We start from the raw sequence: 22,505 nt of genomic DNA, 5'->3' as shown, positions 1-22,505 counted from the left end.
GATAGCGTGAGGCGATGAGCGACGCGACCGACGAGACCGACCGGCTCGGCACGTACGCCGCGGCCGCGTACCCCCCGTACGGCGACCGGGGCGGCGCGCTGACCGGCGACGACGACTCCGCGACCGACCCGGACGACGAACGCGACGACCTGCAACCCCCGTTGCAGTACCGGTTCGACGGCCCCGACGACGCCCCCGTGCTGGTCCTGGGACCCGCGCTCGGCTCGACCTGGCACATGTGGGACCGGCAGCTGCCCGAACTCACCAAGCAGTGGCGGGTGCTGCGGTACGAACTGCCCGGGCACGGCGGCGCGCCCGCCGAGCCCGCCTCCACCGTGGACAACCTCGCCCGGCGGCTGCTGGCCGTCCTCGACGACGAGGAGGTCGACACCTTCGGGTACGCCGGCTGCGAGTTGGGCGCGGCGGTCGGGGCCCGGCTGGCGCTGCTGCGGCCCGACCGGCTGGCCGCGCTGGCCCTGGTGTCGGCCGCGGCCCGGTTCGGCAGCGCGGACACCTGGCGGCAGCGCGGTGTGGTGGTCCGCGCCAACGGCCTGGACCGCACCGCCGTCAACACCCCCGAGCGCTGGTTCACCGGGCCGTTCCGCGCCACCCAGCCGGCGATCACCCAGTGGGCCGTGCAGATGGTCAAGACCACCGACAGCTCCTGCTACGTCGCCGCGTGCGAGGCGCTCGCCGGGTTCGACATCCGCGAGCAGCTCGGCAGCATCACCGTGCCCACCCTGGTGGTGGCCGGCGCCGACGACACCGAGACGCCCCCGGCCGACGCCCGGCTGCTCGTCGCGGGCATCCACGACGCGCGGCTCGCGGTGGTGCCCGCCACCGGGCACCTCGCGCCGGTCGAGGAGCCGGCCGCCGTCGGCACCCTGCTGGTCCGGCACTTCGAGACCGCCTGGACGGCCGACCGCACCTCCGGCACCGTCCCGTACGCGCCCGCGCCGCCCCCGGTCGCGCCCCGGCTGCCCGCGCCCGCCGCCCCGCCGCCCGGGCCCGACGCCTACGAGGAGGGCCTGCGCATCCGCCGGGAGATGATCGGCGAGGCCGAGGTGGACGCCGCGGTCGCCCGGGCGAAGACGTTCGGCAGCGGCTTCGACTCCTACGCCACCCGCTGGGGGTGGGGCGAGACCTGGACCCGCCCGGGCCTGGACCGGCGCACCCGCAACTTCGTCGCGCTGACCGCCCTGACGGTGCTCGGGCAGCTGGAGGAGCTGGCCGACCACACCCGGGCGGCGCTGCGCGGCGGCCTGACCCCCACCGAGATAGAGGAGACGCTCCTGCAGACCTCCGTCTACTGCGGCCTGCCCGCCGCCCGCGCCGCCGTCGACCGCGCCCGCAGCGTCATCGCCGAGGAGACCGCCACCGGCAAGGGGTGACGGGCGGGCCGGAGCGGGGCCGGGCAGGATGGGCACATGGAGCTGACCAAGAAATCACATGCGTGCGTGCGGCTGGAGCGGGAGGGCCGGACCCTCGTCATCGACCCGGGCGCGTTCACCGAGCCGGACGCGGTCGCCGGGGTCGACGCGATCCTGGTGACCCACGAGCACGCGGACCACTTCAGCGAGGACCGGCTGCGGGCGGGGCTGGAGGCCAACCCGGCCGCCGAGCTGTGGACACTGGCGAGCGTCGCGGACGCGATGTCCGCGGCCTTCCCCGGCCGGGTGCACACCGTCGGCCACGGCGACAGCTTCACCGCCGCCGGATTCGACGTGCAGGTGCACGGCGAGCTGCACGCCGTGATCCACCCGGACATCCCGCGGATCAAAAACATCGGCTTCCTGATCGACCGCGCGGTCTTCCACCCGGGCGACGCGCTGACCCTGCCCGGCCACGCCGTGGACACGCTGCTGCTGCCGGTCCAGGCGCCCTGGAGCAAGATCTCCGAGGTGATCGACTACGTCCGCGAGGTCAGGCCGCGCCGCTCGGTCGACGTGCACGACGCCCTGCTGACCGACCTCGCCCGGCCGATCTACGACATGCAGATCGGCAACCTCGGCGGCGCCGACCACCTGCGGCTGGCCCCGGGGGAGGCCCTCGCCGTCTGAGGCGCGCGGGGTCTGTCGTACCCAGCGGCTAGGTTGGGGGGCATGCGTATCGCGACCTGGAACGTCAACTCGATCACCGCGCGGCTGCCCCGGCTGCTGGCCTGGCTGGAGAGCAGCGGCACCGACGTGCTGTGCCTCCAGGAGACCAAGTGCACCGCCGAGCAGTTCCCGCACGAGGAGCTGCGCGCGATCGGTTACGAGGCCGCCGTCGAGGCCACCGGCCGGTGGAACGGCGTGGCGGTGCTCTCCCGGGTCGGCCTGGCCGACGTGGTGCACGGCCTGCCCGACGGCCCGCAGTACGAAGAACTCGCCGAGCCCCGCGCGCTGGCCGCGACCTGCGGCCCGGTCCGCGTCTGGTCGGTCTACGTGCCGAACGGCCGGGAGGTCGACCACCCGCACTTCGCCTACAAGCTGCGCTGGTTCGAGGCGCTGACCGCCGCCGTCGCCGGGGACGCGGCGGGGCAGCGCCCCTTCGCCGTCCTCGGCGACTACAACGTGGCGCCGACCGACGCCGACGTGTACGACCCGGCCGCGTTCGAGGGCGCCACCCATGTCACCCCCGCCGAGCGTGCCGCCCTGGCCGCCCTGCGCGGCACCGGCCTGAGCGACGTGGTCCCCCGCCCGCTGAAGTACGACCACCCGTACACGTACTGGGACTACCGCCAGCTCGCCTTCCCCAAGAACCGCGGCATGCGCATCGACCTCGTCTACGGCAACGCGCCGTTCGCGACCGCCGTCTCCGACGCCTATGTGGACCGCGAGGAGCGCAAGGGCAAGGGTGCCTCCGACCACGCGCCGGTGGTGGTCGACCTCCAGGTGTGACCGGAGGTAGGGGTGGTGGCGCGGGAGGCGGGCCGTGCGGCGTGCGGCCCACCGGGGTCATCAGCGCGGGGGACCGCCACGGGCGTGTCCGCCGCGGATCGGGCGAAGGCGCGTGCCGCGCGTGCATGATGGCGCCAACGGACACCGGAGCGTCCCCCGACGGTTTCTGACGCTCCCTCAGCTTTCAGACCACCTTCACCACCGGCTTGTACGGAGGAATGACGTGGACTCCCTTCAGCAACTGCCGAACATCGGAGCGGTGCTCGCCGACCGGCTGCGCCGCGCGGGCGTGGGCGACGCCGGCGAACTGCGCCGGCTCGGCTCGGGCCGCGCCTTCGAGAAGATCCGCCCGGAGCTTCCCGAGGACGCCCGCACCCACACCCTGCTGGCGCTCGAAGGGGCGCTGCGCGGCATGCGGTGGACCGCGATCCCGCAGACCGAGCGGGACACCCTGGTCGACCGCGTGCTGGGCGCCCCCGAACTCACGGGAGCGCCCAGCACCGCGGCATCCGGCCGGGTCGACTGAGGGTCTGTCGTTCGGATCTCCGCGGGAGAAGGAGCGGGGCCGAACGACAGACACTAATCGACGTTGGGGCCGCTGTGGCGGCGCGGGTGGCTCGGCACCCGGCCCGCGCGCACGCCGGAGTCGTGCACCTCGTGCGGGAACCGCCGCCGCCCGTCCTGCGGCATCTCGTCGGCCTCGATCTTCCGCGCGTCGTGGGTGCGCCGGCCGTCGCCCTGGTGCCCGGGACCGTGGTCCGGCGGCGCGCCCTGGTCGTGCTCCTGGCGGGTCGCCCACGCGCCCGAACGCGGCCGGGTACCGGTCGGCACCCGGGGGTCGCGGCCCATCCGCCGCATCCCGAACACCACGGCCGCGATCAGGACGATCACGATGCAGATTCCGATCACCAAGGGGCCGATCGAACCGGCCGGTAGCGCGAGCTGGACCATGTGCTGCTCGGAAAGAGACATTTCGGCACCTCCTCACACCACGCATGCCCGCGATCAACACCGGCACACGGGCGGCGGCCGGGAAAAGCGGAACCCGCACCGGCCGGTCACCGGGCGTGACCCGCCGGGGCCCGCCCCGGGCCCGCCCCCGGGCCGCCGGCCGCGCCGCTCGGGACGCCCGCGCACTTCGCGCCTGGTCCGCGCGCCGGCCGGCACCCTGTCAAGCCGACCCGGATTCGCCACCGCGGACGCCGTCCTGGATCATTACCGCATGCCGGTCCTGATAGCCATGTGCGCCTTCGTGATGACCCTGGTCGGCGGCGTCGTCGCGCAGCACATCGGGGACCGCCGCCATCTCGTGCTGGGGCTCGCCGCCGGGCTCATGCTGGGCGTCGTCGGCTTCGACCTGCTGCCGGAGGCGCTGGAGAACCAGCCCCGGCACGTCTTCGGGGTGCCCGCGGGCCTGCTGATGTTCGTGGCCGGCTTCCTGGCGCTGCACGTCGTGGAGCGCGCGGTCGCCATCCACCGCGCCCACGAGGGCGAGTACGCCTCGCACACCCACGGCCACAGCCACGCGCACGACCCGGTCAAGGGGGTGGGCGTCGCCGCGGCGTGCGCCCTGGTCGGGCACAGCGTGATGGACGGCTTCGCGATCGGCGCCGCCTTCCAGGCCGGGGACACCGTCGGCATCGTCGTGGCCATCGCGGTCGTCGCGCACGACTTCGCCGACGGCTTCAACACGTACACGATCACCCGGCTCTACGGGAACGGCCGGCGCCGGGCGCAGGTGCTGCTGACCGCCGACGCGCTGGCCCCGGTGGCCGGCGCCGCGATCACCCTGGCGTTCACCATCCCGGCCGGGGTGCTCGGCCTCTACCTCGGTTTCTTCGCCGGCTTCCTGCTCTACCTGGCCACCTCCGACATCCTCCCCGAGGCCCACAGCCCGCACCCGTCCACCTCCACGCTGCTGTGCACGGTGGGCGGCGCCGGGATCATGTGGATGGTGATCGGCCTCGCCAACTAGGCCGGGCCCGACCGCTACCGTCCTCCCGCCCAAGGGGCGGCGGCCGACGGAGGCGGAACCCCCAGGTCAGCGCGTTCTTTGACTTCAAGCACTCGAAGTTTCTACCGTCGATGGGGTGACAGCAGGAATCGGCGAGCGAACGTACACGATCAAGGAAGCCGCGGCCCTCGCGGGGCTGCCCGCCAGCACGCTGCGCTACTACGAGTCGATCGGCGTGACCGCGCCGGTCGCCCGCGGCGAGAGCAGCGGGCACCGCGTCTACACGGACGCGGACGTGGAGCTGCTGACCGCGGTCGCGTGCATGGCGGCGACCGGCATGCCGGTAAGCGACATGCGGCACTACGTCGAGAACGGCCGGCTCGGCCCGGCCGCGGCGGCGCAGCAGATCGCGTTGCTCAGCGAGCGCGCCGAGCGGCTGGCCGAAGAAGCCCGGCTGGTCAGGGCCCGGCGCAAGTACGTCACGATCAAGATCGATTACTGGCACGCCGTGGCCGCCGGCGACGAGGCCGAGGCCGAACGACTGGCCGCCGAGGCGCGCGCGCTGGTCGGGCAACTCAAGCCGGCCAGGTGAAACGATCAGCTCGCGAAGCGCCCTCCCGGCCTTCGCCCGCTGATCCGCGCTGCCCGGAAGCAACTGCAAGTGAGACGGAGCTTTCATGCGTCAAGTAGTGATGACCCGGCCCGGTGAGATCGTCGTCGAGGACCGCCCCGACCCGAGGATCGAGGAGCCCACGGACGCGGTCATCCGGTTGGCCGCCACCTGCGTCTGCGGCTCGGACCTGTGGCCGTACCGCGGTGTGCAGCAGGTCGACCACCAGGTCATGGGGCACGAGTACGTCGGTGTGGTGGAGGAGGTGGGCCCGCAGGTCAGGACGGTCAAGGCCGGTGACTTCGTGGTCGGCTCGTTCTGGACCTCGGACAACACCTGCGAGATCTGCCGGGCGGGCTACCAGTCCCACTGTGTGCACCGCACCGTCATGGGCTCGATCGGCACGCAGGCCCAGCGGGCGCGCGTCCCGCTGGCCGACGGCACGCTGGTGGCCACCCCGGGCCTGCCCGACGCCGATCTCGTCCCGTCCCTGCTCGCCGCCTCCGACGTCCTGGGCACGGGCTGGTTCGCCGCGGTGGCCGCGCAGGCGGGGCCCGGCAGGACCGTCGCCGTCGTCGGTGACGGCGCGGTCGGCCTGCTCGGCGTCCTGGCCGCCCGGCAACTGGGCGCGGAGCGGATCATCGCCTTCAGCCGCCACCCCGACCGGCAGCGGCTGGCCCGGGAGTTCGGGGCCACCGACATCGTCGAGGAGCGCGGCGACGAGGGAGCGGCCAAGGTCAAGGCGATGACCGGCGGCCTCGGCGCGCACGGCGTCATCGAGGCGGTCGGCACGCAGGAGGCCATGATGCAGGCGATCCACGCCGCGCGGGCGGGCGGGCACGTCGGCTTCGTCGGGGTCTCCCACGGCGTCAGCATCCCGGGCGACCTGCTCTTCAGCACCGGCGTCCACCTCCACGGCGGCCCGGCCCCGGTCCGCGAATACCTGCCCGAGCTGATCCGGCTCATCTGGGACCGCGAGATCGAACCCGGCCGGGTCTTCGACCTCACGCTCCCGCTGGAACAGGCGGCCGAGGGCTACCGGGCGATGGACGAGCGCCGCGCCGTCAAGGTGCTGCTGACGCCCTGACGCCCCGCGCCGCACCACCGGCCCGGCCGTACCGTCCCTAGCTCTTGCCCGCCTTGGGGGCGGTGGTCGCCGCCTTGGTGACGTCCGCGACGAGTTCCACCACGTCCGAGCCGTACGCCTGGGAGTTCACCACCCGCAGCAGCAGGCAGAAGGTCGAGTCCAGGCCGTACTTGCGGATCAGCCGCGGGTGGTGGCGGGCCAGGTAGCGGGTCGCGGCCTGGTTGGCTGTGCCGCGCTGGCCGGACGCCAGGAACACCGGCCGCTCGTTGCCGGAGTCGCGGGCGGACGACAGCCGGGCCAGCAGGACGTACTCCACCGCGCCCTTCTCCAGCCGGTACGTCTCGCCGGCCACGGTGATCGCGCCCTGCTCCGGGCCCTGCGCCGGGTCGGTGTCTATCTCCACGCCCGGCAGCATCGAGCGCAGGTGCGCGGCCAGCCGGAAGTTGGCGGTCGGCCCGCCGATGCAGAACTCGGTGCGGGCGCCGAAGCCCTGCCAGGCGGTGTCGTGGGCCAGCACCTCCGCGTGCGCCCCGCACTCCTTGATCACCGCGGCGAGCTCCAGCAGCGCGAAGGCGTCGTGCCGGGCCAGGCTCCAGCCGCGCGCACCCGGGTCGCGCGGCACCACCAGCAGGCACTCGGAGTCCGTCGGCAGCCCGAAGAACCGCTGCTTGCGGTGCAGCCGGCGGCGCCACAGGTAGCCGCGGACCAGCCAGCCGAGCAGACCGCCGATGACCAGACCGGCCAGGACCAGTACGAGGTTGCGCACGTCGTCGCTCATGGCGCGGCATCGTAGCGGTGTTCGAGCCGGGCCGTCGCCCCCGGTGCGGGCCCGCACGCGCGGCCGCCGCCGTACCCGGGCGGGTACGGCGGCGGCCGCGGCAGGGTTCCTGGCGGAGGTCATCGCCCCCGCCGGGCGCGGGTGCGGCTCAGTTGGCCGCGGCGGGCAGCAGCGCCAGGATCTCGTCGGTGCTGCCGGTCTCGCCGAGCCGCGGGAAGATCCGCTGCACGGAGTTGGCGTGGGCGTCCGCGTCGGTGTCGGTGACCGCGTCGGTGGCGATCGTGACGTGGTAGCCGGCCTCGAACGCGTCGCGGGCGGTGGACTCCACCCCGATGCTCGTCGAGATGCCGGCCAGCACGATCTGGGTCACCCCGCGGCGGCGCAGCTCCATGTCGAGGCCGGTGCCGTAGAACGCGCCCCACTGCTGCTTGCTGACGGTGATGTCGCCCGGCTGCTGGTCCAGCTCCTTGACCAGGTCGGCCCAGCCGTCGGGGAAGGTCACGGCGCCGCCGGGGCCGCCGTCGGTGCGGCCGGGCGCGACACCGGTGACGTTCACCAGGACCACGGGCAGCTCGCGCGCGCGGAAGGCGGCGGCCAGCCGCGCGGCGCGCTCGATCACCTCGGCGGACGGGTGGACGGTCGGCAGCGCGGTGATGCCCTGCTGGAGGTCGATGACGACGAGCGCGGTGCGGGCGTCGAGGGTGGTGGCGGTCATGGCGCAGTGCTCTCTCTCACGGGGTGGGTGGTGCTGTGCTGTTCCGTGCGGTACGGAAAGGACGGAAAGGTCGTGGGGCGGGTCACCGGGTCGTGCCCCGCAGGGAGCGGTCGGCCGCGGTGAGCAGCAGGACGGCGGCGCCGAGGACCAGCGTGGCCAGCGCCATCTCGTGCAGCCCCGCGTCGGTGGCGCGCGGGCCGTAGCACAGGCCGATCAGGCTGGCCGCGGTGATCGCGCCGAGGTACTGCGCGGTGCGCTGGAGCCCGGCGGCGCTGCCGGTCTCGCCGGGCGGCGCCTGCGCGTAGACCGCGGCCTGGTTGCCGGTGGAGGTCAGGCCCTGGGGCAGGCCGAACAGCGCGCCCGCCGCGCACAGCGCGACCGCGGGGGTGGTGTGCCCGGCCGCCAGCAGCAGCCCGCTGCCGGCCAGCAGCAGCACCGCGGCGGTGGTCAGCGGCGCCCTGATGCCCTTCGTCCGCGTGCCCAGCATCGAGGTGGCCATCGCCGCCACCGACATCGGCAGCATGAGCAGTCCGGCCGTCGCCGAGGAGTAGCCGTGGGCGTCCTCCAGCCATTGCGCGAAGCCGTACATCACGCAGTAGACGACCAGGTACGACATGCCGTGCCGCAGGTAGGTCAGGGTCAGCGGGCGGTTGCGGGCCAGCATCCGCAGGTCCAGGAAGGGCGTCTTGCGGCGCAGCTCCCACCAGGTCAGCACGCCCGCCAGCACGGCGGCCACCGGCAGCAGCGGCCACGGCGGGGCGGACAGCCGCATCAGGAACAGCATGAAGGCGGTGAGCAGCGCGGCGAACAGGGCGATGCCGACCGGGTCGATGCCGCCCTGCGGCCGTACGGGCCCGGCGGCGCCGGCCGGGGCGCCGTTCTCGGCCGGGGCGCCGCTCTCGTTCGGGGCCGGGGGAGTGCGCGGCAGCCAGAGCGCGGCCAGGACGAAGCCGAGCAGCGCCAGCGGGAGGTTCACCGCGAAGACCGCGCGCCAGCCCAGCGTCGCGGCGAGCACGCCGCCCAGCACCGGGCCGACCGCCGCGCTCGACAGGCCCGCCAGCGACAGCAGCCCCAGCACCGGGCGCGGTGTCGGCACGCCGATCCGCTGCGAGTGGGACCGCAGCAGCGCCATCGCCGCCGGGTAGGCGGAGGAGGTGCCGATGCCGAGCAGCACCCGGGAGCCGATCAGCCACCCCAGCGAGGGCGCCGCGGTGCCCACCAGCCCGGCCGCGGCCACGACCAGCAGCCCGGTCAGGAACACCCGGCGCGGCCCGAGCCGGTCGGCGAGCCGTCCCATCGTCGGCTGCGCCACGGCGCTGGCCAGGTAGAGGCTCGACACCAGCCAGGCGGTGTCGGCGGCGCCGACGTGGAAGCTGCCGCCGATCGCGACCAGCGCGGTGGCGATCATGGTGGAGTTGATCGGGTTGAGCACCGCGCCGAGCATCAGCGGGACCACCAGGCGGGGGCCGAAGCCGGGGGTCGCGCCCGCGGGGGCCGCGGCCGGTTCCGGGGTGTGCGTCCCGGAGGCGTGGGGCCCTGAGGTGTGCGGCCCGGGGGCATGCGGCCCGGAGGCGCCGGGCCCGGAGATGTCCGGTCCGGACGCGTGGGGCTCGGGCGCCGGGCCGTTCGGGGGCCGGGTCACCGCGCGACCGCCCGGCGGGCGCAGGGACGTATGAGGGCGGGGGTCACGACTCGACCAGCCGGCGCAGCAGCGGCACCACGTCCGTCAGCGCGCGCTGCTCGTCCGGGGTGAGCTGCGCCTCCATCGCCTCGGCGAGCCAGCCGCGGCGGGCGCGGCGGCCGGTGCGCAGCAGGTCGGTGCCCGCGTCGGTGAGGGAGAAGACCACCTGGCGGCCGTCGGTCGGGTGCGGGGCGCGCTCGACCAGGCCGCGCTCCTCCAGCGCGGCGAGCGTCATCCGCATCGACTGCGGGCGGACCAGTTCGCCCCGGGCCAGGGCCGCGGTGGTGGCGGGGCCCTCCCGGTCGAGCCGGCTGATCACCGACTGCTGGGACGGCGTGATCTCCGCGTCGTTCGACGCGGTGCGCATGCGCCGCGACAGGTGCGCGACGAGCGTGGTCAGCTCGTCGGCGGTGCGGAGGCGTTCGGCCTGTGACATGCCTCCAGCGTAGAAGGTTGACAGGAAAACTTGCAAGTTTGCCTGTCGAATTCCGGACGCCGCCGCCACCGCCCGACTACCGGCGGGAGCGCGCCCGAAAAACGGCCGTAGCAGCGGCGTAACGGGACGGGTGTCCAATGCCGGACGGAAGCCGGGCCGGTGGCAGCCCGGCCCATGACGGTGGAGGGCGCGGTGGCAGCCGAATTCTCTTACTACTTCAGGTCGTTGCTCTCGGCGCTCGGTGAACGGCCGGGCTGGTACGGGGCGTTCGCCCGGCGCGACCCCGAGGCCGCGGCCGACTACGGCAGCGGGCGGCGGCTCCCCCCGTGGGACGTGGTCCGCACGGTGCTGCGCGACGTCGCGGTCAACGCCGGTGCGCAGGACGCCGATCCGGCCGAGGCGGGCCGGGCGTACGCACTGCACCGCGCCGCTGCCGCCGCCGAGGACGCGGCACCCGGCGCGGCCGCCGAGCTGCGCCGCCGGCTCGACGCGGCGCTCCGCGCACGCGACCGGGCGGCCGCGCGGGCCGCCCACGGGGAACCGGCCGGCGAGGAGCCGGCCCGCGCCGCGGACGAGCGGGCCTGGGCGCGCGACGACCTGGCGCGCGCCTCCGCGCGCTGCGAGGAGTTAAGGGGCCGTCTGCTGGCCGTCGCGGGGACGACGGAGGTGGTCGCCGCCGGCGTCCCGGCGGTGCGGCGGCCCACCGGGGCGCGGTTCGCCGGGGCGGGCGCGGGGCCGCCCGAGGCGCCGGCGGCCGAGCCGTCCGCCCGGGTGCGGTCCGCGGCGCCGCGCGGTGCCCGGTTCGCCGGGGCGCCCACCGCGCCGGCCCCCGTCGAGGCGGCGCCCGCGGCGCCGCCCGCACCCAGCGGCGCCCGCTTCGCGGGCGCCCCCACGTCCCCGGCCGCGCCCGCCGCTCCACCCGGCGCGTCCGGCCGCGATCCCCGCTGGACCGCGGAGGCCCAGGCCGCCGCGGCCCGGCTCGGCGTCCTGCGGCGGGCCGGCGAGTCCGGCGCCGCCTATCTCGTGCTGTGCGCCACCGCCGAGGGACCCGCCGACCGAATCCCGTACGTGATCAGGGAGTTGGAGCGCACCGGGCTCGCCGCCGACGTCTCCACCCTGCTGTGGGAGACGGCCGCGCTGCCGCCCGTCCCGCTCGCCGAGGCCGCCGCCGCACTCGCCGCCGACGGGCGCGCGCCCGACTGCCGTACGCTGCTGCGCCAGGCCGCCGCCCGCAGTGCCGAGGACGTCGCCGTCGTGGCCGAAGCCCTGCACCTGGCCGGCCGCGCCGCCGAGGCCGGCGAACTCCTCGAGACCCTCGCCCGCTCCCGCCCGGCCGCCACGGCCGCCGAGACCGCCCGCGTCCGGCCCGCCCTGGCCCAGCCCCTCCTGGCCGCCGCCGCCCGCGTATCCCGCTCCTGCCACCGCGAGATCTCGGCCGCGCTGTACGCCTGACGCGCCGTCCGGATGCCGCCGTACGGGTCGGGCGGGTGCGAAACAAGCCTGTTCCCCCGTGGTAACGGCACGGGCCTTGCCACAGTGGTGCGCGGGACTTACGTTCGTCGGACGGCTGGGATCTACGGGCGTAGAACCGACGTGACGTCACGTCAGAGGAGCTGCGGATGAGCAACGTCGTCAGGGCCGCGCTGGTACAGGCCACCTGGACCGGGGACACCGGGTCGATGATCGCCAAGCACGAGGAGCACGCGCGGGCCGCCGCCGCCCAGGGTGCGAAGGTGATCGGCTTCCAGGAGGTCTTCAACGCCCCCTACTTCTGCCAGGTGCAGGAGGCCGAGCACTACCGGTGGGCCGAACCGGTGCCGGACGGCCCCACGGTGCGCCGGATGCAGGCGCTGGCGAAGGAGACCGGGATGGTCCTGGTCGTCCCGGTCTTCGAGGTCGAGCAGTCCGGCTTCTACTACAACACCGCCGCGGTGATCGACGCCGACGGCAGCTACCTCGGCAAGTACCGCAAGCACCACATCCCGCAGGTCGAGGGCTTCTGGGAGAAGTACTACTTCAAGCCCGGCAACCTCGGCTGGCCGGTCTTCGACACCGCCGTCGGCCGGATCGGGGTGTACATCTGCTACGACCGGCACTTCCCCGAGGGCTGGCGCGCCCTGGGCCTGGCCGGCGCGCAGCTCGTCTACAACCCCTCGGCCACCAGCCGCGGCCTGTCGGCGTACCTGTGGCAGCTGGAGCAGCCGGCCGCCGCCGTCGCCAACGAGTACTTCGTCGCGGCGATCAACCGCGTCGGCACCGAGCCGTACGGCGACAACGACTTCTACGGCAGCAGCTACTTCGTGGACCCGCGCGGGCAGCTCGTGGACGGCGCCGCCTCCGACACCGAGGAGGAACTGCTCGTCCGCGACCTCGACTTCGACCTGATCGACGAGGTCCGCCAGACCTGGGCGTTCTACCGGGACCGCAGGCCCGACGCCTACGGCGACCTGACGGAGGCGTGAGCAGATGGCAACCGCGACCGGCAGCGCGCACGCCGCGCTGCACGCCCGCCACCAGGCGGTGCTGCCGAACTGGCTGGCCACCTACTACGCCCGGCCGATCGAGCTGACGCACGGCGCCGGCCGGCACGTCTGGGACGCCGAGGGACGGCGCTACCTGGACTTCTTCGGCGGCATCCTCACCACGATGACCGCGCACGCGCTGCCCGAGGTGACCGCGGCCGTCACCGAGCAGGCCGGGAAGATCCTGCACACCTCGACGCTCTACCTCAGCCGCCAGGCGGTCGAACTCGCCGAGCGGATCGCCCGGCTGTCGGGCATCCCCGACGCCCGGGTGTTCTTCACCACCTCCGGCACCGAGGCCAACGACACCGCGCTGCTGCTGGCCACCACCTACCGCCGCTCCAACCAGGTGCTGGCGCTGCGCAACAGCTACCACGGCCGGTCCTTCACCTCGATCGGCATCACCGGCAACTCCGCCTGGTCCCCGACCAGCCTCTCCCCGCTCCAGACGCTCTACGTGCACGGCGGGGTGCGCACCCGCGGCCCGTACGCGCACCTGACGGACGCGGAGTTCACCGACGCCTGCGTGGCGGACCTGGAAGACCTGCTGGGGCAGGCGGGCGGCACCATCGCCGCGCTGATCGCCGAACCGGTGCAGGGCGTGGGCGGCTTCACCTCCGGACCCGACGGGCTGCTCGCGGCGTTCAAGCGGGTGCTGGACCGGCACGGCATCCTGTGGATCACCGACGAGGTGCAGACCGGCTGGGGCCGCACCGGCGACCACTTCTGGGGCTGGCAGGCGCACGCCGAGGCCGGCCCGCCGGACATCCTCACCTTCGCCAAGGGCATCGGCAACGGCCTGTCCATGGGCGGCGTGGTGGCCCGCGCCGAGGTGATGAACTGCCTGGACGCCAACTCCATCTCCACCTTCGGCGGCAGCCCGATCACCACCGCCGGCGCCCTCGCCAACCTCACCTACCTGCTCGACCACGACCTCCAGGGCAACGCCCGCCGGGTCGGCGGCCTGCTGCGGGCCCGGCTGGACGCGGTCGCCGCCCGCAACCCGCTGGTCCGCGAGGTGCGCGGCCGCGGCCTGATGCTCGGCGTCGAACTCGTCGAACCCGGCACCGACACCCCGTCGCCGGCCGCCGCCTCCCTCGTCCTGGAGGCCGCCCGCGAACGCGGCCTGCTCATCGGCAAGGGCGGCCGCGCCGGCAACGCGCTGCGGATCGCCCCGCCGCTGACCCTCACCGTGGCCGAGGCCGAGGAGGGCGCCGACGCGCTGGGCGAGGCCCTGGCCGCCGCCCACGCCGAAGTGGCCAAGCAGCCCGCGGAAGGGGGCGCGCGATGAGCCGTACCCTCATCCGCGGCGGCCTGGTCATCACCGCCGCCGACGAGGTCCACGCCGACGTGCTGATCGAGGGCGGCCGGATCGCCGCGCTCGCCGCCCACGACAGCGACACCGCGGCCGGCTGGACCGCCGACACCGTCATCGACGCCACCGACCGCTACGTCATCCCCGGCGGCGTCGACGCGCACACCCACATGGAGATGCCCTTCGGCGGCACCGTCGCCGCCGACACATTCGAGACCGGCACCCGCGCCGCGGCCTGGGGCGGCACCACCACCATCGTGGACTTCGCCATCCAGCAGGTCGGCGGCACCCTCCGGGCCGGCCTCGACGCCTGGCACGCCAAGGCCGACGCGAAGTGCGCGATCGACTACGGCTTCCACATGATCGTCGCCGACGTCAACGAGCCGGTACTCAAGGAGATGGACCTCCTGGTCGAGGAGGGCATCACCAGCTTCAAGCTCTTCATGGCCTACCCGGGGGTCTTCTACAGCGACGACGGGCAGATCCTGCGGGCGATGCAGCGGGCCGGGGGAAACGGCGGGCTGATCATGGCCCACGCCGAGAACGGGATCGCCATCGACGTCCTGGTGCGGCAGGCGCTCGCCGCCGGGCGGACCGACCCGCGCTACCACGGCGAGGTCCGGCACGCGCTGCTGGAGGCCGAGGCGACCCACCGCGCCATCCAGCTCGCCCGGGTGGCCGGCGCCCCGCTGTACGTGGTGCACGTCTCCGCCCAGCAGGCGGTGGCCGAGCTGATCGCCGCCCGCGACCAGGGGCTGCCGGTCTTCGGCGAGACCTGCCCGCAGTACCTCTTCCTGTCCACCGACAACCTCGCCGAACCCGGCTTCGAGGGCAGCAAGTACGTGTGCAGCACCCCGCTGCGGCCGCGCGAGCACCAGGCCGCGCTGTGGCAGGGCCTGCGCACTGACGACCTCCAGGTGGTCTCCACCGACCACTGCCCGTTCTGCTTCACCGGGCAGAAGGACATCGGCCGCGGCGACTTCTCCAAGATCCCCAACGGGCTGCCCGGGGTGGAGAACCGGATGGACCTGCTGCACCAGGCGGTCCTGGACGGCCACCTCACCCGCCGCCGCTGGATCGAGATCGCCTGCGCCACGCCGGCCCGGATGTTCGGCCTCTACCCGCGCAAGGGCACCCTCGCCCCCGGCGCCGACGCCGACGTGGTCGTCTACGACCCGCACGCCGAGCAGGTGCTGTCCGCCGGCAGCCACCACATGAACGTGGACTACAACGCCTACGAGGGCCGCCGCATCACCGGGCAGGCGCAGACGGTGCTCTCCCGCGGGGTGCCGGTGATCCAGGACCGCGCGTACGTCGGGCGGGCCGGGCACGGGCAGTACGTGCCGCGCGGCACCTGCCAGTTCCTCGGCTGACCCGCCGCCGCGGCGGGTTCCGTCGACCATTCATCGAAGCTGAAGGAGCGGTGCCGCCATGGACTTCGGACTCGTTCTCCAGACCGACCCGCCGGCTTCGCGGGTCGTGTCGCTGATGCAGCGTGCGGAGCGCAGCGGGTTCACGTACGGGTGGACCTTCGACTCGGCGGTGCTGTGGCAGGAGCCGTTCGTCATCCACAGCCAGATCCTGGCGCGGACCGAGCGGCTGCGGGTCGGCACGATGGTCACCAACCCCGGCACCCGCACCTGGGAGGTGACCGCGTCGACCTTCGCGACGCTCAACGACATGTACGGCAACCGGACGGTGTGCGGGATCGGCCGCGGCGACTCGGCGATGCGGGTGGCCGGCCGCAGCCCCAACACGCTCGCGCGGCTCGGCGAGGCGATCACGGTGATCCGCGACCTCGCCGAGGGCCGCGAGGCCGCCGTCGACGGCACCGCGCTGCGCCTGCCCTGGGTCGAGGACGGCGAACTGCCGGTGTGGATGGCCGCGTACGGGCCGAGGGCGCTGAAGATGGCGGGGGAGAAGGCCGACGGGTTCATCCTCCAGCTCGCCGACGTCTACCTCACCGAGCACATGGTCAAGGCGGTGCGCGCCGCCGCCGAGCAGGCGGGCCGGGACCCGGCGGGGATCACGATCTGCGTGGCCGCGCCGGCGTACGTCACGGCGGACGACTCACCGGCCGCCCTCGCCCACGCCCGCGACCAGTGCCGCTGGTTCGGCGGGATGGTCGGCAACCACGTCGCCGACCTGGTCTCCCGCTACGGCGAGCACTCCGCGGCCGTCCCGGACGAACTCACCGACTACATCAAGGCCCGCCAGGGGTACGACTACTCCCACCACGGCCGCGCCGGCAACCCCGACACCGCCTTCGTCCCCGACGACATCGTGGACCGCTTCTGCCTGCTGGGCCCGCCGCAGGCCCACATCGCCAAGCTGGAGGCCCTGCGCGCCCTGGGCGTCGACCAGTTCGCGGTCTACGACATGCACGACGCCCAGGAAACCGTCATCGACACCTACGGCACCGACATCATCCCCGCCCTCAACCCCTGACCCGCGCTTCCCGGTTCGACGGCCCCCCGCACGGCACCGCGTCCCCCTGCCGCCCTCCTCCGAACGGACGGACCGCCCATGACCGACACCGCTCCCATACCCCCGCCCGCGTCCCCGGGCGGCTCCGCCCAGCAGGCGTACCCCGACGGCCGGGTCGCGCTGTCCGACCCGTCCGCGGTGGCCTCCGCACCCTTCGCCAACGCCGAACTGGTACCGGTCCCGGTGGAGCAGCGGACCTGGGGCGTGTACAACTACCTCGCGCTGTGGGTGGCCATGGCGCACTGCATCCCGTCCTGGACGCTGGCCTCGGGGCTGGTGGCGCTGGGGATGGACTGGAAGCAGGCGGTGCTGACGATCGCGCTCGCCAACGTGATCGTGCTGCTGCCGATGCTGCTGACCGGCCACGCCGGCCCGAAGTACGGCATCCCGTTCCCGGTGCTGGCGCGGGCCTCGTTCGGGGTCCGCGGCGCGAACCTGCCGGCACTGGTGCGGGCGGCGGTGGCGTGCTGCTGGTTCGGCATCCAGACCTGGATCGGCGGCCAGGGCATCTTCGTGCTGCTGGGCAAGATCTTCGGCGGGTGGGCCGACACCGGCGAGGTCGGCGGCTACCCGTGGACGCTGTGGCTGTCCTTCCTGGTCTTCTGGGCGATCGAACTCGCCGTCATATACCGCGGCATGGAGACCCTGCGGCGCTTCGAGAACTGGGCGGCGCCGTTCGTCCTGGTGGGCGCGGCCGTGCTGCTGGTCTGGATCGCGCACAAGGCGGGCGGCCTGGGCCCCCTGCTGCACCAGCCGTCGAAGCTGGGCTGGGGCGCGGGCTTCTGGAAGGTCTTCTTCCCCGGCCTGATGGGCATGATCGGCTTCTGGTCGACGCTGTCCCTGAACATCCCCGACTTCACCCGCTTCGGCCGCGGGCAGCGGGCACAGGCGTGGGGCCAGACCCTCGGACTGCCGACGACCATGACGCTCTTCGCGCTGATGTCCGTGCTGGTCACCTCGGGATCGCAGCAGGTCTACGGGGCGGCGATCTGGGACCCGGTGGAACTCGCCGGCCGGACCGACAACGTCTTCGGCCTGCTCTTCGCGCTGGTCACCGTCTTCATCGCGACGATCTCGGTGAACGTCGCGGCGAACGTGGTCTCCCCGGCGTACGACCTGGCGAACCTCGCGCCGAAGCGCGTCACCTTCCGCACCGGCGCGGTCGTCACGGGTGTGGTCGGGGTCCTCGTCATGCCGTGGAAGCTGACCTCCACACCGCAGCTGTACATCTTCACCTGGCTCGGCGTGGTCGGCGGCCTGCTCGGTACGGTCGCCGGCATCCTCATCGCCGACTACTGGATCGTGCGGCGCACCGAACTGCACCTGGCCGACCTGTACGCCGACCACGGACGCTACTGGTACACCGGCGGCTGGAACTGGCGGGCCGTCGCGGCGTTCACGACCGGCGGCCTGCTCGCGGTCGGCGGCTCGTACTCGACCCTCGGCGCGGACGGCACGAAGGCGGGGCCCTTCCCCGTGCACGGGCTGATCCCCTTCCTCCAGCCCCTGGCGGACTACGGCTGGGCGGTCGGCCTCGGGGCGTCCCTCGTGGTGTACCTCGCCCTGATGCTCGCCCGGCCGCCGGGTGCCGCCGGCGCCGGGTGAGACGGGGCACGGGGCCGGGGCCGTCTCTGGTTGGATAGGGGGCATGGGCAACGATGCAGGCACGGCGCCGCCGACCGCGGAGGACCTGACCGACGCGTTCACCGCCGATGTCGAGGCGGTCGTCAGGGACGTCGTCGCGGCCGAAGTGACCCCGCGCTGGCGGCGGCTGGCCGCCGCCGACGTCGTGGAGAAGAACGGGCCGCACGACCTCGTCACCACCGCCGACCGGCGGGCCGAGGAGGCCCTCACGCGGCGGCTGCCCCAACTGCTGCCCGGGTCGGTGGTGGTGGGCGAGGAAGCGGTCGCGGCCGACCCGGCCCTGCTGGAACTGCTGCGCGGTGACGCCCCGGTGTGGGTGGTGGACCCGGTCGACGGCACTTCGGCGTTCGTCCGGGGCGACGAGGGATTCTCCACGCTGGTGAGCCTGGTCCGCGGCGGTGAGCCCGTGGCCTCCTGGACGTACGCCCCGCAGCTGGGCCTGTTCGCCACCGCGCGGCGCGGGCTGGGCGCGTACCTCGACGGGGCGCGGCTGCGGACGGCCGCCGACCGCGAGCCGCTGCGGATATGGATCTCCAACCCGGTCTTCCGCCACGCCGAGGAGCGCGCCGCGCTGGCCCGGCTGGAGGCGGCGGGCGTCGAGACGGTGCCGTGCGTCACCAGCGCCGGCCTGGCCTACCTGGAGGTCGCCCGGGGCATCGCCGACGGTGTGGCCTTCTTCTGGGAGGCGCCCTGGGACCACTCCGCGGGGCTGCTGCTGGTCTCGGAGGCGGGCGGCGCGAGCCTGACGCCGGCGGGGGCGCCGTTCCGCGTCGCCGGGGGCAACCGGCTGCCGTTCACGGTGGCCCGGAACGCGGCGACCGCCGAGCGCGTGGTGCGCACCCTGGGTGTCGGTTTCTCGGAGAGCGGCGCGGCGGGCAGTGCGGCGGACGGTCTGCACAGCGGCGCGCCGAGCGGGCCCGCGGGCGGCCCGCGGTGAGCCGCGCGGTGGTCGCCGACGCGGTCGTGGTCGGCGCCGGCCCGAACGGCCTGACCGCCGCGGTCGAACTCGCCCGCGCCGGCCTGTCCGTGCAGGTCTACGAGGCCGCCGACACCGTCGGGGGCGGCGCCCGCACCGAGGAGTTGACGCTCCCCGGCTTCCGCCACGACCCCTGCTCGGCCGTCCACCCCTTCGGCGTCGGCTCGCCGGCGTTCGGCGCGTTGCCGCTGGCCCGGCACGGCCTGGAGTGGCTGCACCCGCGGGTGCCGATGGCGCACCCCTTCCCCGATGGCACCGCGGCCGTGCTGGGCCGCACGGTCGGGGAGACCGCCGCCTCGCTCGGGCCGCGCGACGCGCCCGCCTACCGCAAGCTGCTCGCCCCGTACACCGGCCACTGGGACGCCCTGGCCGCGGACTTCTTCCGGCCGCCTTGGGCGGGACTGCCCAAGGACCCCTACCGCTTCGCCCGGTTCGGCCTCACCGGCCTGCCCCCGGTCGGCCTGATGGCGCTCCGGTTCCATGACGCGAAGGCCCGCGGCCTGCTCGCGGGGCTGGCCGGGCACGCCATCGCGCGGCTGCGCGAACCGCTCACCGGCGCCATGGCCCTGATGTTCGCGCTGGCCGCCCACGAACGCGGCTGGCCGGTGGCGCGCGGCGGCTCCCAGGCGATCAGCGACGCGCTCGCCGCGCACCTGGCCGAACTCGGCGGCGCGGTCACCACCGGTGTGACCGTGCGCAAGCTCGACGAACTCCCGCCGGCCCGCGCGTACGTCTTCGACACCTCGCCCACCGCGCTGGCCCGGATCGCCGCGCTCGGCGACGCCTACCGCGGCTACCGCTACGGCCCGTCCGTCTTCAAGATCGACTACGCGCTGGACGGCCCCGTGCCGTGGACCGCGCCCGCCGCCCGCGAGGCCGGCACGGTGCACATCGGCCCCACATACACCGAGATCGGCGACGCCCTCGACCGGGCCGTGGCCGGCCGGATGCCGCAGACGCCGTTCCTGATCACCTCGCAGCCGACCGTGGTCGACCCGTCCCGCGCGCCCGCGGACAAGCACGTCTTCTGGGCGTACGCGCACGTCCCGCGCGGCTGGCACGGCGACGCGACCGACGCCGTCGAGCGGCAGATCGAGCGGTTCGCGCCGGGCTTCCGCGACCTGGTGCTGGCCCGCGCGGTGACCGGCCCCGCGGGCCTGGCCGCCCGCAACGCCAACTACGTGGAGGGCGACATCGCCTGCGGCGCGTTCTCCGGGCTCCAGACGGTGCTGCGGCCGCGGCTGGCCGCGATCCCGTACGCGACCCGGCGCCCCGGGGTCTTCCTGTGCTCCTCGGCGACCCCGCCCGGGCCGGGCGTGCACGGCATGAGCGGCCACAACGCGGCGAAGGCGGTGCTGCGGCACCTGAGGCGGGCCGCGGCCCGCGCGTAGACACCACGCGGGCCGTCAGGAGCGGTCACGCGGGGCGTCAGGAGCGGTGCGTCCGGCGGTAGCTCCACCCCAGCAGTCCGAGCAGCACCAGCCCGGACAGGATCAGACTCGACCCGGTGCTCCAGCCGCCGAACGGCAGCCGCGGCACCAGCCGCGCGCCCCACACCACCCCGGCGCCGATCAGCGCCAGCCCGGCCAGCGCGGTCCCGGCGATCCGCCACGGCGAGGCCACGCTCGCCGCCACGCCCTGCATCGCCCGGACCCGTACCGGCTCCTCGAAGCGGGCCACCGCGGGCACCGCCCGCGACAGCAGCACCAGCCCGGCCAGCACCAGCAGCATGCCCGGCCCCGGCAGCACCAGCAGCGCCACCCCGACCAGCAGCAGCACACCACCGAGCACGCCCAGCGCCAGCCGCTTCGCCGGGTGCAGCCGCCGGGACCGCTCCACCGCGCCGGGCACACCGGACCCGCCGGGGCGCTTTGGCTCGCCCTGACCCGTACGCCGCGCCGCGCTCACCGCCTCACCGTAGCCGCCGGGCCGGTGGGCGGCGCGGCAACGCGCCCCGCGGGCGGCTCAGCCGGGGGTCAGCTGCTGCAAGCCCACCACCCGCAGCAGCTCCAGCCGCTCGCGGGACGCGCTGCCCGGGCGCGCGGTGTACACCACCAGCCGCTGGTCGTGCTCGGGGTTGGCCAGCACCTCGCACTCCAGCTCCAGCAGCCCGACGACCGGGTGCAGGAAGCGCTTGACGTCGCTGCGCCGCACGGCCACCTCGTGGTCGTCCCACAGCGCCGCGAACTCCGCGCTGCGCTCGCGCAGCCGGCGCACCAGCCCGGCCAGCCGCTGGTCGTCCGGGCGCCGGGCGAGGGTGGCGCGCAGGTCGGCGACCGCCGCACGGGCGCCGCGGTCGCGGTCCTCGGCCGGGAACAGCTCACGGGCGGCCGGGTCGGTGAAGTAGCGCCAGGCGATGTTGCGCTGGTCCTCCGGGCGGGCGGACGCGTCGCCGTGCAGCGCCTTGGCCATCGCGTTCTGCGCCAGCACGTCGCCGCGGTCGCTCACCACCTGCGCGGGGGTGTCGGCCAGCCGGTCCAGGACGAGCAGCAGGCCCGGGCGGACATGTGCGGTGGCCGGCCGGCCACCGCGCGGCGGCTCCTCGCCGGCCAGCAGGAACAGGTGGTCGCGCTCGTCGCCGCTCAGCCGCAGCGCCCGGGCGACCGCGGCGAGCATCTGCCGGGAGGGGTACGAGCCTCTGGCCTGCTCCAGCCGCGTGTAGTGGTCGGTGGACATCCCCGCCAGCCGCGCCACCTCCTCGCGGCGCAGCCCGGGGGTGCGCCGCCGTGGCCCTTCGGAGAGCCCGACGTCGGCGGGGGAGAGCCGGGTGCGGCAGCGCCGCAGGAAGTCGGCCAGTTCGGTTCTGTCCACCCCTCCACCATGCACTCGGCCGCCGTCCGTAGCCAGGGACAACTGGTCCCCGGCTACGGACGCGGGCGGTCAGGCGCCGGGGTAGCCGTAGCCCTGGCCGGGCTGGGCGCCGGGCTGCTGCGGGTAGCCCGGCTGCGGGGCGCCGTAGCCGGGGGCGGGCTGCTGGTAGCCGGGCTGCGGGGTGCCGTAGCCGGGGGCGGGCTGCTGGTAGCCGATCTGCGGCTGGCCGCCGGCCTGGTACATCGCGGCCGGGTCGCGCACCTCCGACAGCGCGCGCTTGAAGATCACCTTGCTGAAGTAGCCGCCCCCGCCGAATATGCACAGCACGACGTACCAGAACTGCTCGGCGCCGGTCATCTGGACCAGGCCGTACTCGCTCAGGGCCTTCTTCGCGGGCACCTTGGCGAGGTAGTACACGCCGAAGTAGATGCAGCCGAGGACGTACCAGAACTTCTCCCACGACGTGTTCACGCCGCGCCCGAGGTACTGCCGTTCCGCCATGGGACTTTCCGCCTTCTTTCGCTGTGGTGACCTGGCCGGGGTCTGCCGACCCGACCCGTGTCCGGCCGTGCCGGCACAGATGGCCGCCGCCAAGCGAAAAGCCGTC

Annotated in this window: 23 protein-coding genes; 15 read left to right on the top strand and 8 right to left on the bottom strand. The window is 74.5% G+C overall.

Translation table 11 applies throughout. The features are described from left to right. The first annotated feature begins 14 nt into the window (after positions 1-14). From pcaDC to AC3EVP_RS22000, 4 genes are all read left to right on the top strand, one after another. Positions 15-1,391: a bifunctional 3-oxoadipate enol-lactonase/4-carboxymuconolactone decarboxylase PcaDC gene (gene pcaDC, locus AC3EVP_RS22015; RefSeq protein ID WP_335978804.1), complete on the top strand. Its 1,377-nt coding sequence runs from the start codon at positions 15-17 to the stop codon at positions 1,389-1,391. Between the two features lie 36 nt (positions 1,392-1,427). Next, positions 1,428-2,060, top strand: coding sequence for an MBL fold metallo-hydrolase (locus AC3EVP_RS22010; protein WP_435132089.1), 633 nt, complete (start codon positions 1,428-1,430; stop codon positions 2,058-2,060). A gap of 42 nt (positions 2,061-2,102) precedes the next feature. After that, positions 2,103-2,882: an exodeoxyribonuclease III gene (locus AC3EVP_RS22005; protein ID WP_335978800.1), complete on the top strand. Its 780-nt coding sequence runs from the start codon at positions 2,103-2,105 to the stop codon at positions 2,880-2,882. A 223-nt stretch (positions 2,883-3,105) separates the two neighbouring features. Continuing rightward, complete coding sequence (locus AC3EVP_RS22000) at positions 3,106-3,408, top strand: TfoX/Sxy family DNA transformation protein (RefSeq protein ID WP_335978798.1); 303 nt, start codon at positions 3,106-3,108, stop codon at positions 3,406-3,408. Between the two features lie 53 nt (positions 3,409-3,461). Here the strand turns inward: AC3EVP_RS22000 and AC3EVP_RS21995 are convergent, their stop codons facing one another. Continuing rightward, entirely contained in the window at positions 3,462-3,854 is a 393-nt protein-coding gene (locus AC3EVP_RS21995; protein WP_335978796.1) for a DUF6479 family protein, read from the bottom strand. 250 nt (positions 3,855-4,104) lie between these two features. Here AC3EVP_RS21995 and AC3EVP_RS21990 point away from each other — a divergent pair, with 250 nt between their 5' ends. The 3 genes from AC3EVP_RS21990 to AC3EVP_RS21980 all read left to right on the top strand — a co-directional run bounded on the left by AC3EVP_RS21990 (position 4,105) and on the right by AC3EVP_RS21980 (position 6,533). Continuing rightward, on the top strand, positions 4,105-4,857 hold the full coding sequence (locus AC3EVP_RS21990) for a ZIP family metal transporter (protein ID WP_335978794.1): 753 nt from the start codon (positions 4,105-4,107) through the stop codon (positions 4,855-4,857). Positions 4,858-4,972: 115 nt separating this feature from the next. Further along, positions 4,973-5,428: a MerR family transcriptional regulator gene (locus AC3EVP_RS21985; protein WP_335978792.1), complete on the top strand. Its 456-nt coding sequence runs from the start codon at positions 4,973-4,975 to the stop codon at positions 5,426-5,428. 85 nt (positions 5,429-5,513) lie between these two features. Then, the gene (locus AC3EVP_RS21980; protein ID WP_435132084.1) at positions 5,514-6,533 is read left to right on the top strand and encodes a zinc-dependent alcohol dehydrogenase family protein; all 1,020 of its coding nucleotides are present in this window, start codon (positions 5,514-5,516) and stop codon (positions 6,531-6,533) included. A 37-nt stretch (positions 6,534-6,570) separates the two neighbouring features. On the opposite strand, the gene AC3EVP_RS21975 is transcribed toward AC3EVP_RS21980, so the two are convergent. From AC3EVP_RS21975 to AC3EVP_RS21960, 4 genes are all read right to left on the bottom strand, one after another. After that, positions 6,571-7,311, bottom strand: a complete 741-nt coding sequence (locus tag AC3EVP_RS21975; RefSeq protein ID WP_335978789.1) for a hypothetical protein — start codon at positions 7,309-7,311, stop codon at positions 6,571-6,573. 148 nt (positions 7,312-7,459) lie between these two features. After that, positions 7,460-8,026, bottom strand: coding sequence for an isochorismatase family protein (locus AC3EVP_RS21970; RefSeq protein ID WP_435132081.1), 567 nt, complete (start codon positions 8,024-8,026; stop codon positions 7,460-7,462). 82 nt (positions 8,027-8,108) lie between these two features. Next, complete coding sequence (locus tag AC3EVP_RS21965) at positions 8,109-9,668, bottom strand: MFS transporter (RefSeq protein WP_435132079.1); 1,560 nt, start codon at positions 9,666-9,668, stop codon at positions 8,109-8,111. A 43-nt stretch (positions 9,669-9,711) separates the two neighbouring features. Further along, positions 9,712-10,143 (bottom strand): MarR family winged helix-turn-helix transcriptional regulator, encoded by a 432-nt coding sequence (locus AC3EVP_RS21960; protein WP_435132076.1) that lies wholly within the window; start codon positions 10,141-10,143, stop codon positions 9,712-9,714. Positions 10,144-10,335: 192 nt separating this feature from the next. Here AC3EVP_RS21960 and AC3EVP_RS21955 point away from each other — a divergent pair, with 192 nt between their 5' ends. The 8 genes from AC3EVP_RS21955 to AC3EVP_RS21920 all read left to right on the top strand — a co-directional run bounded on the left by AC3EVP_RS21955 (position 10,336) and on the right by AC3EVP_RS21920 (position 20,478). Continuing rightward, positions 10,336-11,595 carry a hypothetical protein gene (locus AC3EVP_RS21955; RefSeq protein ID WP_435132074.1) on the top strand — a complete coding sequence of 420 codons (1,260 nt, stop codon included), beginning with the start codon at positions 10,336-10,338 and terminating at the stop codon, positions 11,593-11,595. 167 nt (positions 11,596-11,762) lie between these two features. Then, positions 11,763-12,605 (top strand): nitrilase-related carbon-nitrogen hydrolase, encoded by an 843-nt coding sequence (locus tag AC3EVP_RS21950; protein ID WP_335978781.1) that lies wholly within the window; start codon positions 11,763-11,765, stop codon positions 12,603-12,605. 4 nt (positions 12,606-12,609) lie between these two features. Beyond that, a complete protein-coding gene (locus AC3EVP_RS21945) occupies positions 12,610-13,956 on the top strand; it encodes an aspartate aminotransferase family protein (protein ID WP_435132072.1) in 1,347 nt (448 codons plus the stop codon). Continuing rightward, complete coding sequence (gene hydA / locus AC3EVP_RS21940) at positions 13,953-15,353, top strand: dihydropyrimidinase (protein WP_435132070.1); 1,401 nt, start codon at positions 13,953-13,955, stop codon at positions 15,351-15,353. Before AC3EVP_RS21945 ends, hydA begins: the two co-directional genes overlap by 4 nt. A gap of 58 nt (positions 15,354-15,411) precedes the next feature. Continuing rightward, the gene (locus AC3EVP_RS21935) at positions 15,412-16,428 is read left to right on the top strand and encodes a TIGR03842 family LLM class F420-dependent oxidoreductase (RefSeq protein WP_435132067.1); all 1,017 of its coding nucleotides are present in this window, start codon (positions 15,412-15,414) and stop codon (positions 16,426-16,428) included. A gap of 78 nt (positions 16,429-16,506) precedes the next feature. After that, positions 16,507-18,072, top strand: a complete 1,566-nt coding sequence (locus AC3EVP_RS21930) for an NCS1 family nucleobase:cation symporter-1 (protein WP_435132065.1) — start codon at positions 16,507-16,509, stop codon at positions 18,070-18,072. Between the two features lie 43 nt (positions 18,073-18,115). Further along, entirely contained in the window at positions 18,116-19,048 is a 933-nt protein-coding gene (locus AC3EVP_RS21925; RefSeq protein ID WP_435132063.1) for an inositol monophosphatase family protein, read from the top strand. Next, positions 19,045-20,478, top strand: a complete 1,434-nt coding sequence (locus tag AC3EVP_RS21920) for a phytoene desaturase family protein (RefSeq protein ID WP_435132061.1) — start codon at positions 19,045-19,047, stop codon at positions 20,476-20,478. The genes AC3EVP_RS21925 and AC3EVP_RS21920 overlap by 4 nt, the downstream gene beginning before the upstream one ends. A gap of 37 nt (positions 20,479-20,515) precedes the next feature. On the opposite strand, the gene AC3EVP_RS21915 is transcribed toward AC3EVP_RS21920, so the two are convergent. The 3 genes from AC3EVP_RS21915 to AC3EVP_RS21905 all read right to left on the bottom strand — a co-directional run bounded on the left by AC3EVP_RS21915 (position 20,516) and on the right by AC3EVP_RS21905 (position 22,399). Further along, entirely contained in the window at positions 20,516-20,995 is a 480-nt protein-coding gene (locus AC3EVP_RS21915) for a PGPGW domain-containing protein (RefSeq protein WP_435132058.1), read from the bottom strand. Between the two features lie 57 nt (positions 20,996-21,052). Then, complete coding sequence (locus tag AC3EVP_RS21910) at positions 21,053-21,898, bottom strand: helix-turn-helix transcriptional regulator (protein ID WP_435132056.1); 846 nt, start codon at positions 21,896-21,898, stop codon at positions 21,053-21,055. 69 nt (positions 21,899-21,967) lie between these two features. Next, positions 21,968-22,399: a hypothetical protein gene (locus AC3EVP_RS21905; RefSeq protein WP_435132053.1), complete on the bottom strand. Its 432-nt coding sequence runs from the start codon at positions 22,397-22,399 to the stop codon at positions 21,968-21,970. Positions 22,400-22,505: the final 106 nt, after the last annotated feature.

The sequence above is a fragment of the Actinacidiphila sp. bgisy144 genome, from assembly GCF_057708105.1.
Note: the sequence above shows the minus strand (reverse complement) of the source record. Positions and strands in the feature narration are given on the sequence as shown.

Excerpts from the sequence above, each read along its gene's own strand:
- pcaDC (WP_335978804.1), top strand. The coding sequence starts at position 15 with ATGAGCGACGCGACCGACGAGACCGACCGGCTCGGCACGTACGCCGCG.
- AC3EVP_RS22010 (WP_435132089.1), top strand. The coding sequence starts at position 1,428 with ATGGAGCTGACCAAGAAATCACATGCGTGCGTGCGGCTGGAGCGGGAG.
- AC3EVP_RS22005 (WP_335978800.1), top strand. The coding sequence starts at position 2,103 with ATGCGTATCGCGACCTGGAACGTCAACTCGATCACCGCGCGGCTGCCC.
- AC3EVP_RS21995 (WP_335978796.1), bottom strand. The coding sequence starts at position 3,854 with ATGTCTCTTTCCGAGCAGCACATGGTCCAGCTCGCGCTACCGGCCGGT.
- AC3EVP_RS21990 (WP_335978794.1), top strand. The coding sequence starts at position 4,105 with ATGCCGGTCCTGATAGCCATGTGCGCCTTCGTGATGACCCTGGTCGGC.
- AC3EVP_RS21980 (WP_435132084.1), top strand. The coding sequence starts at position 5,514 with ATGCGTCAAGTAGTGATGACCCGGCCCGGTGAGATCGTCGTCGAGGAC.
- AC3EVP_RS21975 (WP_335978789.1), bottom strand. The coding sequence starts at position 7,311 with ATGAGCGACGACGTGCGCAACCTCGTACTGGTCCTGGCCGGTCTGGTC.
- AC3EVP_RS21970 (WP_435132081.1), bottom strand. The coding sequence starts at position 8,026 with ATGACCGCCACCACCCTCGACGCCCGCACCGCGCTCGTCGTCATCGAC.
- AC3EVP_RS21960 (WP_435132076.1), bottom strand. The coding sequence starts at position 10,143 with ATGTCACAGGCCGAACGCCTCCGCACCGCCGACGAGCTGACCACGCTC.
- AC3EVP_RS21950 (WP_335978781.1), top strand. The coding sequence starts at position 11,763 with ATGAGCAACGTCGTCAGGGCCGCGCTGGTACAGGCCACCTGGACCGGG.
- AC3EVP_RS21945 (WP_435132072.1), top strand. The coding sequence starts at position 12,610 with ATGGCAACCGCGACCGGCAGCGCGCACGCCGCGCTGCACGCCCGCCAC.
- hydA (WP_435132070.1), top strand. The coding sequence starts at position 13,953 with ATGAGCCGTACCCTCATCCGCGGCGGCCTGGTCATCACCGCCGCCGAC.
- AC3EVP_RS21935 (WP_435132067.1), top strand. The coding sequence starts at position 15,412 with ATGGACTTCGGACTCGTTCTCCAGACCGACCCGCCGGCTTCGCGGGTC.
- AC3EVP_RS21930 (WP_435132065.1), top strand. The coding sequence starts at position 16,507 with ATGACCGACACCGCTCCCATACCCCCGCCCGCGTCCCCGGGCGGCTCC.
- AC3EVP_RS21925 (WP_435132063.1), top strand. The coding sequence starts at position 18,116 with ATGGGCAACGATGCAGGCACGGCGCCGCCGACCGCGGAGGACCTGACC.
- AC3EVP_RS21905 (WP_435132053.1), bottom strand. The coding sequence starts at position 22,399 with ATGGCGGAACGGCAGTACCTCGGGCGCGGCGTGAACACGTCGTGGGAG.